Genomic DNA, 11,841 nt, shown 5'->3' with positions numbered 1-11,841 from the left:
AATACAATCAGAAGACCGATAGCGCAGAGTACCGTGAGGGAAAGGTGAAAAGTACGGGGAGTACCCGGGTGAAATAGAACCTGAAACCAGGCGCTTACAAGCGGTTGGAGCTGGCAGTGTCCAGTGACAGCGTGCCTTTTGCATAATGAGCCTACGAGTAACCGTCACTGGCGAGGTTAAGTACGTGGACGTACGGATCCGAAGCGAAAGCGAGTCTGAACAGGGCGCTTAGTCAGTGGGGGTTGACGCGAAACTTGGTGATCTATCCCTGGCCAGGCTGAAGGGGTGGTAACACACCGTGGAGGGCCGAACCGATAAGCGTTGAAAAGCTTCCGGATGAGCTGGGGATAGGGGTGAAAGGCCAATCAAACTGAGAAATAGCTCGTACTCTCCGAAATGTTTTTAGGAACAGCGTTACGTGTTACTGTCTGTGAGGTAGAGCGACCAACAGGATGCGGGGGAGTCACATCCTACCAACTTCTGATGAACTCCGAATGCGCAGAGAGGTGCGTGGCAGTGAGGGGCAGGGTGCTAAGGTCCTGCTCCGAGAGGGGAACAACCCAGACCATCATCTAAGGTCCCCAAGTGTGTGCTAAGTTGAACAAAGGCGGTCCGGCTGCTGAGACAGCCAGGAGGTTAGCTTGGAAGCAGCTATTCCTTTAAAGAGTGCGTAACAGCTCACTGGTCGAGCGGGGCGGGCGTCGATAATAAACGGGCATCAAGCACATCACCGAAGATATGGACATACGCAAGAGCGTATTGTGGTAGGAGAGCATTCCATGGGGGGTGAAGTTGTCGCGTGAGCGATGGTGGACCGCATGGAAAAGCAAATGTAGGCATAAGTAACGAGAATGAGGATGAGAACTCCTCACACCGAAAAGCTAAGGTTTCCTCCGCGATGGCAGTCATCGGAGGGTTAGTCGGGGTCTAAGGAGCAGGCGAAGGCCGGGCTTTGAGGGGGAAGTGGTTAATATTCCACTACTATCTACGCAGGAGAGGCCATGACGGAGTGCCGGAGAGTTTACGTCCTGACGGAATAGGGCGTTGAGATGAGGCTTCGGCTGAGTCGAAGACTTGAAGGGGCTTCCAAGAAAAGTGGCTGATCGTTAAGCGTGTGGATACCCGTACCGTAAACCGACACAGGTAGCTGGGAAGAATATTCTAAGGTGCGCGAAAGAATCATGGTTAAGGAACTCGGCAAAATTACCCTGTAACTTCGGGATAAGGGGGGCCTACTCAGCGATGGGAGGCTGCAGAGAAGACGCCCAGGCGACTGTTTACCAAAAACACAGGACTCTGCCAAAATGAAAGTTGACGCATAGGGTCTGACACCTGCCCGGTGCTGGAAGGTTAAGGGGGGAGCTTAGTCGCAAGGCGAAGGTTTGAACTGAAGCCCCAGTAAACGGCGGCCGTAACTATAACGGTCCTAAGGTAGCGAAATTCCTTGTCGGGTAAGTTCCGACCTGCACGAATGGTGTAACGATCTGGGCACTGTCTCAACCATGAGTTCGGTGAAATTGTAGTAGCGGTGAAGATGCCGCTTACCCGCCACGGGACGGAAAGACCCCGTGCACCTTTACTACAGCTTAACATTGAATGCCGGTCAGTCATGTGTAGGATAGGCGGGAGGAGTTGAAGGGGTGTCGCCAGGCATCCTGGATCCAACCTTGAAATACCGCCCTTGGCTTACTGGCGTTCTAACCCTGTGATGGGGGACGTTGTTTGGTGGGTAGTTTGACTGGGGTGGTCACCTCCGAAAGGGTAACGGAGGTTTCCCAAGGTTGGCTCATACCGGACGGTAATCGGTAGGGGAGTGCAATAGCAGAAGCCAGCTTGACAGTGAGGCCCACAAGCCGATCTGGGACGAAAGTCGGGTATAGTGATCCGGTGGTTCCGCATGGAAGGGCCATCGCTCAAAGGATAAAAGGTACGCCGGGGATAACAGGCTGATCTCCCCCAAGAGCTCACATCGACGGGGAGGTTTGGCACCTCGATGTCGGCTCGTCACATCCTGGGGCTGGAGAAGGTTCCAAGGGTTCGGCTGTTCGCCGATTAAAGTGGCACGCGAGCTGGGTTCAGAACGTCGTGAGACAGTTCGGTCCCTATCTGTGGTGGGCGTGGGAATACTGACGGGATCTGTCCTTAGTACGAGAGGACCGGGATGGACTCACCGCTGGCGGATCAGTTATCATGCCGGTGGTATGGCTGAGTAGCTACGTGGGGATCAGATAAGCGCTGAAAGCATCTAAGTGCGAAACTGGCCTGAAGATGAGTGTTCCGGTATAAAGGGGTGTTGGAGACGACGACGTGGATAGGCGGCAGGTGTCAGGGGTGAGAGCCTTTTAGCTGAGCCGTACTAATGGCCCCGGACGCGTGTTTAGGTTTTGGCTGTATTCGGAAGTTGATGGACGGTATTCTCTTGGGCCTTGCATCCAAGTCTCTCTCTGTAGGAAAAAAGACATACGATATTGACTGGTAGCAGTCGAAAGAGTCAATTAGGTTGGTGTAGTTTAGGCGGGTGTTCACCTCTTCCATTTCGAACAGAGTCGTTAAGCCCCGTACTGCCGATGGTACTGCTGTCATAAGCGGGAGAGTAGGAAGATGCCACCTATTGAAACCAAGCGAAAGCCTGTCCCAAAAGGACAGGCTTTTTGCGTTCGATAAGGTTTTGACAGACTTGTTAACGTCTCAGTAAGCTAGGAAGGTTCTTATACCAATGCAGCTAGCACGAACTGATCTATAGCTGGTAAAGTAATTTTGTTCAGTAGTTGCTCCTCTAGCAGTTCGGCCCAGGCATTCATGTAAGCAACAACGTCTTCCCGTACATTGTGTTTAAGGTGGCGCTTTTCAAACGGAAAGCGAAGTAGAACTGCACGGTCATCGAGCCGTTCAAGGTGCTTAAGGTCTTCGAGCAGGAGCCCTACATTAAGTAGTTCATTAATCAATAGATCAATAGGCATTTGGCTAGTAGAGCAATAATCTTCAGCCTGCTCATTCCAATCCCCATGGCGTTGCATAGCATACCGATGAATTTGATCCTTATTAAGTTTAGTTAACTGTTGAGCAAGGTTTCCGCAATTGCAGCCTCCCATATGTCCCCACTGATAAGGGGCGCCATTTTGCAGGTTGGATGCTGTTTGCCGGAGTGCATAAATCAATTCAGGAGTTGGGCGGGCCATAGCTATTGAATTTAAGTTTACAGTTCACATTACTAATACTACCCGCGAAACAGTCGTTATAACGGTTTTGTTCATACCAGGAGGCATACAAAAAAAGCCCGCATCAATGCGGGCTTTGTGATTATCGTACGAGTTCCATTAGATCCTTATCGTTTACTTCCTTGCGAATATCTGCCATATCAAGAAAGCGCGTATATATGCCATCAAGCGTTGGCTTATCGTAGCGAAAACCGAGTAATTCGAGTCTGTGTTTTAACGCATGACGGCCGCTACGGGCTGTTAATACAATAGAGGACTTCGGTACACCCACATCGTGCGGATTCATGATTTCATAGTTCTCTGAATGCTTCAGGAAGCCATCCTGATGAATACCCGATGAGTGGGCGAACGCATTTCGTCCAACAATGGCTTTGTTGGCCTGTACGGGCATACGCATCATCTGTGACACCAGGTTGCTTACCGGAAATAGACGCGTTGCATCAATGTTAGTGTGCAGACCCAGTTCCTTCTTTACCTTAAGCGCCATGACAACCTCTTCAAGTGAGGTGTTACCTGCACGCTCACCAATGCCATTCATAGTTACTTCTACCTGACGGGCACCGTTCATAACGCCTGCCAGCGTATTAGCTGTAGCCAGTCCAAGATCATTATGGCAGTGAATAGAAATAGTAGCCTGATGCACGTTTGATACATGCTCATAGATGTAGGCTATCTTCTTACCGTATTCATCGGGCAAGCAATAACCAGTTGTATCTGGGATGTTTACTACGGTGGCACCTGCTTTGATTACAGCTTCTGTTAGCTGGGCAAGAAAAGCTAAATCAGCACGACCGGCGTCCTCAGCATAAAACTCGACATCTTCAACGTATGATTTCGCATGTTTTACCGCTGCGATAGCTTGTTCCAGTATTTTTTCACGGGTGCTAGAAAACTTATTTCGGATATGAATATCCGATGAGCCAATGCCTGTATGAATACGACCCCGTTTTGCCCACTTGAGTGCTTCGCCTGCGGCATCAATATCACCTTTTACCGCACGGCTAAGCGCACAGATTGTTGGTTCAGTTACGGCTTTCGATATCTCCACAACAGAGCGGAAATCACCTGGACTGGAGATTGGGAAACCTGCCTCGATAACATCGACGCCCATCCGCTCTAGTTCTTTTGCTACGACAATTTTCTCTTCAGTAGTTAATTGGCAGCCCGGAACTTGTTCTCCATCGCGCAGAGTAGTATCAAAAATGTAAACTCGCTGGCTCATAACCTGGTGTTGATTGAAATAGAATGATTCGTTAGTTAGAAAAAAGCCCTTCCTCTGGTCAGAGAAAGGGCTTTATGGTATAGCGTAACCTTCTCCGTCTTAAAAAACGTTTAGAATTTGCAGTCGGCAGGTTGAGTAGATAGTCATAATATTGGTTGCGAAATTTCGCTGTTCGCGTAAATACGCTACAAAAATAAGTGTTTCTCTTATTTTTACAAATGAGAAGAAAAAACAATTTATTAAAATCCGCTTAGTTTAAGCAGCTAAGTAATATAAAATTTGATCACCCATTGCCTTTGTTCCCAGTAACTTATCGGCAGGCGTGGTCGAATCAGCTATATCTCGCGTCCGGAAACCTGCTTTAAGTACAGCATCAACTGCGTGAACGACGGCTTCAGCTTCTGTTTTCATACCAAACGATATATCCAGCATTAAGGCTACTGACAGAACAGAAGCTAATGGATTCGCGACACCTTTACCCGTAATATCGTGCGCAGAACCATGAATAGGTTCATATAAGCCGGTTGTATCACCCACTGAAGCGGATGCCAACATGCCCATTGAACCTGCAATCTGACTGGCTTCGTCCGTTAGGATATCACCAAATAAATTGCCCGTTACCACAACGTCAAAACGCTTGGGGTCTTTAATGAGCAACATAGCGGCTGCATCAACAAACTGGTGCTCCACTTCTACTTCCGGATAACGGGGCGCCATTTCCTGAACCACTTCTCGCCATAAACGCGATGACTCCAGTACGTTAGCCTTATCAACCGAACATAGTTTCTTACGCCGGGTCATGGCGGCATCAAACGCTTTCGTTACGATACGCGCCACTTCATATCGGCTATAAATCATGGTGTCGTAAGCCGTGTTGCCCTCGTCTTTTCGGCCTCGTTCGCCAAAGTAAACATCACCCGTCAGTTCACGAAAGAACAAAATATCCGCTCCTTTTAAAATTTCAGGTTTAATGCTGGAGGCACTCAAGAGTTCATCAAAAAGTTTTATTGGGCGCAGGTTGGCATACAAACCCAAGGCTTTGCGAATGCCCAGTAAGCCCTGCTCCGGCCGAACTTTAGCCGATGGATCGTTGTCGTATTTGGGATGCCCGACGGCACCGAACAAAATAGCATCAGACGCTTTAGACTTAGTAATGGTTTCGTCCGGGATTGGGTTGCCTGTAGCTTCAATAGCCTCGTGGCCAATCAGGGCAGTATCGAAGGTGAATTCGTGCTTGTATTTATTGGCGATTGCTTCCAGAACCTGTTTGCCAACTGCTGTTACTTCCTGACCGATGCCATCACCGGCAATGACTACAATATGTTTCTTCATTTTAAAGAGTAAACAAGTGACTGAACCACATTGGGCAGAGCACTCGTTTTGATAAACGAGTTAAATAGAATAAGAAAAATTGACTGTCGTAAAAATAATACCCTTGGTTATACAGGCCGGATGGCTTCAGCAATAACATTTTTGCCAATAACCTGGCCTATTGTTAATTTGTCGAGCAAGCGGCTGACGGGAAAAACAACGCGGTCATAAAAAATTATGGATTCTTTCGTGATCCGTCCGTCTTTGCCAAGCCATTTATAAAGCAGGGAAATAAAATATCCCGCAAAGTCGTAATACTGGCAATACGTGACCTGTAGGCCGGCATCTTCCAGTATTTGGCGAACCAACTTCTTATCGTAGCGTCGGTAATGGCCGACATGTTCATCCATATTACTGAAAATCTCCTGACGCGCTGGAACGAAGACCTTAAGACGACCGCCCGGCTTGAGCTTCCTGGACAATTCCTTCACAATCTCACCGTGGTGCTCGATGTGTTCCAGCACATTAATGGTGTAAATTAAATCGTACGTCTTCGCCAATTGATTAATATCCGTGTACACGGGCTGTTTAATGAGCGGCAATAATTCTGGGTCTATCTCAGCGGCATCTACGCTGCCAACTGGAAATCGATTAGCGTATTCACCATTACCCGCACCAAAATCCAGTATAGCCTCGCCAGGACGAATATCACGGGCTACCCACTGGTAAAGACCGCTGTTGTAGTTGACGGCATGGCTCATCATGGCCAGATTATCGGCTCCGTTGTATTCTACTTTTTCTGCGGTTTGTTTGGCCTGACTCATAAGTTCGGAAGACGGACTTTACGTTAACGTTCTTTCTCTCTTTTTACAGCGCGCTAAGATATTAAACGAACGACCAATTTTAATCCAAGGTATTGAGCATTTTTTGCGTCGCTTTTATGGCCGACACAGTCTGGTCAGAATCAAGGCCACGGGTTTTAAATTCACGGTTATTAAACTTCCAGGTAATGATTGTTTCGCAAAGGGCGTCCGTTCGCCCACCTGTCGGTATTCGAACGGCGTAGTCGGTCAGAACGGGCAATGTGAGCTTCTTTTTGCTGTACACCTTCTTTAGCGCGTTCATAAACGCATCGTATTGCCCATCGCCCTGAGCACTTTCCTCGAATTGCTCGTCAGCGATTCTGACGCGTAAGGTGGCAGAAGGCTTAAGATCTTTAGAGTGCGTCAGGACATAATTGAGCACTTCTACACACGACGTGACGGATGCATTGTTCAGTACATCGGCGATAATGTATGGTAAATCTTCACGGGTGACCGCTTCTTTCTGATCGCCCAATTCAATGACACGTTGGGTTACTTTCTTAAGATCCGCTTCTGATAATTGAATACCTAATTCACGAAGGTTATTATCTATGTTCGCCTTACCCGACATTTTGCCCAGAGCATAGCTGCGTTTTCGGCCGAAGCGTTCGGGTAATAGTGCATTAAAGTATAAATTGTTCTTTTTGTCTCCGTCGGCATGGATACCCGCTGTTTGGGTAAATACGTTATCACCAACGACGGGCTTGTTGTCCGGAATGCGAAGTCCCGAAAAGGTCTCAACGATCTTACTGACCTGATACAGCGATTTCTCGACTACGCCCGTCCGCACATCGGGCATGAAGTCCCGCAATACCGCAATAGCGCTGGCCATAGGAGCATTACCCGCCCGCTCTCCCAGTCCGTTGACGGTGAGGTGTATGCCATGAGCGCCCGCCCGAATTGCTTCCATTACATTGGCTATGCTAAGATCATAGTCGTTATGGGCATGGAAATCGAAATGTAATTCAGGATAGCGATTCACCAATTGGCCAACAAACGTGTAGGTTTCGGCTGGGGTCAATACACCCAGCGTATCGGGTAGCAACACCCGGCGTATGGGTTGGGTTTTAAGGAAATCCAGAAACAGAAGCACATAATCGGGCGAGTTACGCATCCCATTGCTCCAGTCTTCCAGATAAATATTAGCCTGGAAACCTCGTTTCTTACCCTCGCTAATTACCTGCTGAATCTCGGAAAAATGCTCATCGGGTGTTTTCTTGAGCTGGTGGACCAAATGATTAATAGATCCCTTGGTAAGCAGGTTCATTACCCTGGCCCCTGCTGCCTGCATCCAGTCGAGGGAGGCTGCTCCATCCACAAAGGTCAGCACCTCAATTTTGTCGAGCAAACCGGCTCCGGTGGCCCAACCCGTAATTTGCTGCACTGCTTCCAACTCCCCCGCCGACACGCGTGCGGAGGCAATCTCAACCCGATCTACTTTAACTTCCGTCAGGAGCAACTGAGCCAATGCCAGTTTTTCAGAGGCAGAAAACGACACTCCGCTGGTTTGTTCGCCATCGCGGAGTGTCGTATCCATTATTTCAATGTAGCGACGTTTCATTTTCAATGAGTGAATGAGTGCATGAGCGAAAGAGCGAGAAGAAGCATAACGTATGGAAAATTCTTCTCGCTAGCTACTCTTCCGCTCTTTCTGTCTTTCGCTCTTTAAAATGGCCGCGTTTCGGCGAAGGCTCCGATTTCTTCTTTCATCGACAGCAGATAGTCGATGTCGTCGTAGCCGTTGGTAAGGTTGTGCTTCTTATACTCGTTGATGGCAAAGCTTTCGCTTTCGCCCGTAGCCAGCAGCGTAATGGTTTGGGCAGGCAGATTTACTTCCAGCTCAGTTTTAGGGTCGGCGTCTATAGCTGCAAAGATCTTCTCCAGAAATTCGGGGCTAACCTTCACCGGCAGGATACCGACATTGATGGAATTATTCTGAAAAATGTCCGCAAAGAAGCTCGATACAACACACCGGAAGCCATAATCATAAATAGCCCAGGCTGCGTGCTCACGGCTCGATCCGCTGCCGAAATTTTTTCCACCAACCAGGATTTTGCCCGAGTAAGTTGGGTTATTCAGGACGAAATCGGCTTTGGGCGTATTGTCATTGTTATACCGCCAGTCGCGGAAAAGATTGTCACCGAATCCCTTGCGCTCAGTGGCTTTCAGAAAACGGGCAGGGATAATTTGATCGGTGTCGACGTTCTCATTAGGCATGGGAACGGCACTGCTACGAAGTATAGTGAATTTGTCGTAAGCCATAGTAGGTTTGTAGTTTGTAGTTTATGGTTCGTAGTTGCTGACGCAGATTAGTTGATGCGTCAGCAACTACGAACCATAAACTACAAACTGTTTAGATGAACTGTCTTGGATCGGTTACTACACCTGTAACGGCGGCTGCTGCCGCGACCAGTGGACTTGCCAGCAAGGTACGCGCTCCTGGTCCCTGACGACCTTCGAAGTTACGGTTTGAGGTAGAAACGGCATATTTGCCCGCTGGAACCTTGTCGTCATTCATGGCCAGACAAGCCGAACAGCCCGGCTGACGCAGTTCGAAACCGGCTTGGGTCAAGATATCGAGAATGCCTTCTTCCTGAATTTGCTTCTCGACAATGTGTGATCCCGGTACTAGCCAGGCTGTTATGTTATCGGCCTTTTTACGCCCTTTCACAATCGATGCAAACGCGCGGAAATCTTCAATCCGGCCATTGGTGCAACTGCCGAGGAACACGAAGTCGACCGGTTTGCCAATCATGCTTTCGCTCTCCTGGAAACCCATGTATTGCAGCGATTTCTTGTAGCTGGCAGAGCCATCTTTCACGCTGTCGGCGGTTGGGATCTGGTGAGTTACACCGGTGCCCAGCCCTGGGTTTGTGCCGTAGGTAATTTGGGGTTCAATATCAGCAGCATCGAAGGTAAGGTCCAGGTCAAACGTAGCACCTTCATCTGTTTTGAGCGATAGCCAGTAAGGGACCAGTTTGTCCCATTGCTCGCCTTTGGGCGATAGGTCGCGGCCTTTCAAATAGTTGAGCGTCGTTTCGTCGGGGGCAATCATACCACCGCGCGCACCCATTTCTATGGTCATGTTACAAACCGTCATCCGGCCTTCCATAGTCATGTTCTCGAACACTTCACCGGCGTATTCCACAAAGTAGCCCGTGGCTCCACTGGCCGATGTTTGCGAGATGATGTACAGGATTACGTCTTTAGGCAGTACAGCTTTACCGGGCTTACCATTGACAGTAATCCGCATTTTCTTTGGTTTTGGCTGCATAATACATTGCGTGGCCAGCACCATTTCAACTTCCGACGTACCAATACCAAAGGCAATGGCGCCGAACGCACCGTGCGTCGAGGTGTGCGAATCGCCACAAACGATGGTCATGCCGGGTAATGTGATGCCGTTTTCGGGACCTACGACGTGTACAATACCATTTTTAATGTGGCCGAGACCCCAGTGCGAGATACCATACTGAGTGGCATTTCGCTCTAATGCCGCCAGCTGATTGGCCGACAGCGGGTCGGCTACTGGCAAATGCTGGTTGATCGTCGGGGTGTTGTGGTCGGCAGTGGCAAATGTCCGGTCGGGATACAATACCGATGCGCCCCGGTTTTCCAAGCCCAGAAAAGCCACCGGACTTGTTACTTCATGAATGAAATGACGGTCGATAAACAACACATCGGGGCCATCTTTAACCTGCCGGATGACGTGCGCATCCCAAACTTTATCGAACAGGGTTTTTGGAGTACTCATAACTATGGAGGATAACTATTCGCGGTAATTTCTTTGCTGCTTTCCGGCTATCACGAGGATAGGGAAAGGTGGCTACAAAATTGCCAAATGTTATTCAATAGCGAATCCCGTCATTCGTCCAGTAAATAGCGATTTTAGCCCAAATGTATAAGTTGGGTGTAAAACCGTATTAGCAGGCTAGTTGACAATATAGATGAAGCGATTAGTTTATGAATTGCGTGCGAGTGTGTAATGTAGGATGACAATCCCGCAGTTGAACGAGGTTGCTTTTATAAGAGTGAGATTCTGTTTTTTGTCGAGTTCGCTGAAAATTGGCATTCCATTGCCGATAGCGACCAGATTAACGAATGAGTGAAACTCATTGACTAGGCCATATTTGATTCGCGACGACACGAACGTTCCACCGCCATAGGCAATAATATCCTGATCATCCTGCACTTTTAATTTGTTGATTTCGTGGACGATATTGCCTTTAGCCAAAACGGTATTTTCCCAGTCTGGCTCATCGATTGTTCTTGTGAAAACAACCTTGCTTATTTCATTAATCTTCGTTGCTCCTTCTGTTTGAGGCTTAGCAGCCCAATGTGGGATACGTTCGATCTTAGTCGTGATTCTTAATTATCATAATCTATTCAACCCCTTGTCTGCCCCACGCAATGAAAATGGCAAGGAGGGCGAAGAAGACGTTAATACCAATTTGAGAGATTTCACCTCGTGCTATGTGAAATAGGCTGGCAGCCACCATCAGAACTAGTATTCCACAAGCAGCATAAACAGTGATTCGGGGCCGCACGCGAAGCAACATCGGCAAAACCAGCCCGACACTGGCCAATAAATCCAGAATACCTGTCAATTTAACCAGTGTAGTATGTTCTGCTGTCCAAGGCCACATAACGGCTAATTGGTCGACAGATTGGATTAGCTTCATACTTGCCGCCCAGATTAAACTGATGGCCAAAACAATCTGAGCTGCCCACAGGGCAACATTTAACAGGGTTGATTGCTTTTGTTCGCTTGTCATATCAATATCATTTGTAGCAAAAATATCTACATTCGCTAGCCAAATGATATTACTTCCTGCTTGGATAGCGCTATCCAAGCAGGAAGTAATGCAAACCATAATAAAAAATGCTGACGACAGGTGGTTGCCCCAAAACGATGCTTTCTATTAAAGATGCCCTTGAAGCGGTTGAGGGAAGATGGAAGTTGCTTATCTTATTTTCGTTGTCAGAAAGTCCTAAACGATTCAAGCAGCTAGCAAGAGAAGTCAGCGGAATAACGGACAAAACGCTTTCCAGAGAACTAAAAAATCTGGAAGCGAATAAACTTGTCCTGCGACAGGTACACGATACGTTTCCACCTACCGTTGAGTATTCCATTACGCCACACGGTATGTCGCTAGAAAAAGTGATCGAGGAACTTCATTATTGGGGCCTGGCGCATCGAAAGGAAGTTATAAGACAATAACTTATT

Annotated in this window: 10 protein-coding genes and 2 rRNA genes (1 of these 12 cut by a window edge); 3 read left to right on the top strand and 9 right to left on the bottom strand. The window is 48.2% G+C overall.

Annotated features, from left to right (window positions below; all coding sequences use genetic code 11):
- Together SD10_RS23440 and rrf are read left to right on the top strand one after the other, a co-directional pair.
- Positions 1-2,381, top strand: a 23S ribosomal RNA gene (locus SD10_RS23440) (it extends 451 nt beyond the left edge of the window).
- Positions 2,382-2,499: 118 nt separating this feature from the next.
- Positions 2,500-2,610 (top strand): 5S ribosomal RNA (gene rrf / locus SD10_RS23435).
- Between the two features lie 98 nt (positions 2,611-2,708).
- Here rrf and SD10_RS23430 read toward each other — a convergent pair.
- The 9 genes from SD10_RS23430 to SD10_RS23390 all read right to left on the bottom strand — a co-directional run bounded on the left by SD10_RS23430 (position 2,709) and on the right by SD10_RS23390 (position 11,467).
- Entirely contained in the window at positions 2,709-3,179 is a 471-nt protein-coding gene (locus SD10_RS23430) for a hypothetical protein (RefSeq protein WP_046577217.1), read from the bottom strand.
- Between the two features lie 121 nt (positions 3,180-3,300).
- Positions 3,301-4,440 (bottom strand): 2-isopropylmalate synthase, encoded by a 1,140-nt coding sequence (locus SD10_RS23425; RefSeq protein WP_082111678.1) that lies wholly within the window; start codon positions 4,438-4,440, stop codon positions 3,301-3,303.
- Positions 4,441-4,695: 255 nt separating this feature from the next.
- A complete protein-coding gene (gene leuB, locus SD10_RS23420; RefSeq protein ID WP_046577216.1) occupies positions 4,696-5,772 on the bottom strand; it encodes a 3-isopropylmalate dehydrogenase in 1,077 nt (358 codons plus the stop codon).
- Between the two features lie 107 nt (positions 5,773-5,879).
- Positions 5,880-6,575: a class I SAM-dependent methyltransferase gene (locus SD10_RS23415; RefSeq protein WP_046577215.1), complete on the bottom strand. Its 696-nt coding sequence runs from the start codon at positions 6,573-6,575 to the stop codon at positions 5,880-5,882.
- A gap of 79 nt (positions 6,576-6,654) precedes the next feature.
- Complete coding sequence (locus tag SD10_RS23410) at positions 6,655-8,175, bottom strand: alpha-isopropylmalate synthase regulatory domain-containing protein (RefSeq protein WP_046577214.1); 1,521 nt, start codon at positions 8,173-8,175, stop codon at positions 6,655-6,657.
- A 104-nt stretch (positions 8,176-8,279) separates the two neighbouring features.
- On the bottom strand, positions 8,280-8,876 hold the full coding sequence (gene leuD, locus SD10_RS23405; RefSeq protein ID WP_046577213.1) for a 3-isopropylmalate dehydratase small subunit: 597 nt from the start codon (positions 8,874-8,876) through the stop codon (positions 8,280-8,282).
- A gap of 91 nt (positions 8,877-8,967) precedes the next feature.
- Positions 8,968-10,368 (bottom strand): 3-isopropylmalate dehydratase large subunit, encoded by a 1,401-nt coding sequence (leuC, locus tag SD10_RS23400; RefSeq protein ID WP_046577212.1) that lies wholly within the window; start codon positions 10,366-10,368, stop codon positions 8,968-8,970.
- A 207-nt stretch (positions 10,369-10,575) separates the two neighbouring features.
- Positions 10,576-10,905, bottom strand: a complete 330-nt coding sequence (locus tag SD10_RS23395; protein WP_262507430.1) for a dihydrofolate reductase family protein — start codon at positions 10,903-10,905, stop codon at positions 10,576-10,578.
- 91 nt (positions 10,906-10,996) lie between these two features.
- The gene (locus tag SD10_RS23390) at positions 10,997-11,467 is read right to left on the bottom strand and encodes a DoxX family protein (RefSeq protein ID WP_227699053.1); all 471 of its coding nucleotides are present in this window, start codon (positions 11,465-11,467) and stop codon (positions 10,997-10,999) included.
- Between the two features lie 29 nt (positions 11,468-11,496).
- Here SD10_RS23390 and SD10_RS23385 point away from each other — a divergent pair, with 29 nt between their 5' ends.
- The gene (locus tag SD10_RS23385) at positions 11,497-11,835 is read left to right on the top strand and encodes a winged helix-turn-helix transcriptional regulator (protein WP_046577210.1); all 339 of its coding nucleotides are present in this window, start codon (positions 11,497-11,499) and stop codon (positions 11,833-11,835) included.
- Positions 11,836-11,841 lie beyond the last annotated feature (6 nt).

This window comes from Spirosoma radiotolerans, from assembly GCF_000974425.1.
GTDB lineage: Bacteria > Bacteroidota > Bacteroidia > Cytophagales > Spirosomataceae > Spirosoma > Spirosoma radiotolerans.
This window is presented reverse-complemented; position numbering and strand designations above follow the sequence as displayed.

Bases quoted from the DNA above. Each gene is read 5' to 3' on its own strand.
- SD10_RS23430 (WP_046577217.1), bottom strand. From the start codon at position 3,179: ATGGCCCGCCCAACTCCTGAATTGATTTATGCACTCCGGCAAACAGCA.
- SD10_RS23425 (WP_082111678.1), bottom strand. From the start codon at position 4,440: ATGAGCCAGCGAGTTTACATTTTTGATACTACTCTGCGCGATGGAGAA.
- leuB (WP_046577216.1), bottom strand. From the start codon at position 5,772: ATGAAGAAACATATTGTAGTCATTGCCGGTGATGGCATCGGTCAGGAA.
- SD10_RS23415 (WP_046577215.1), bottom strand. From the start codon at position 6,575: ATGAGTCAGGCCAAACAAACCGCAGAAAAAGTAGAATACAACGGAGCC.
- SD10_RS23410 (WP_046577214.1), bottom strand. From the start codon at position 8,175: ATGAAACGTCGCTACATTGAAATAATGGATACGACACTCCGCGATGGC.
- leuD (WP_046577213.1), bottom strand. From the start codon at position 8,876: ATGGCTTACGACAAATTCACTATACTTCGTAGCAGTGCCGTTCCCATG.
- leuC (WP_046577212.1), bottom strand. From the start codon at position 10,368: ATGAGTACTCCAAAAACCCTGTTCGATAAAGTTTGGGATGCGCACGTC.
- SD10_RS23385 (WP_046577210.1), top strand. From the start codon at position 11,497: ATGCTGACGACAGGTGGTTGCCCCAAAACGATGCTTTCTATTAAAGAT.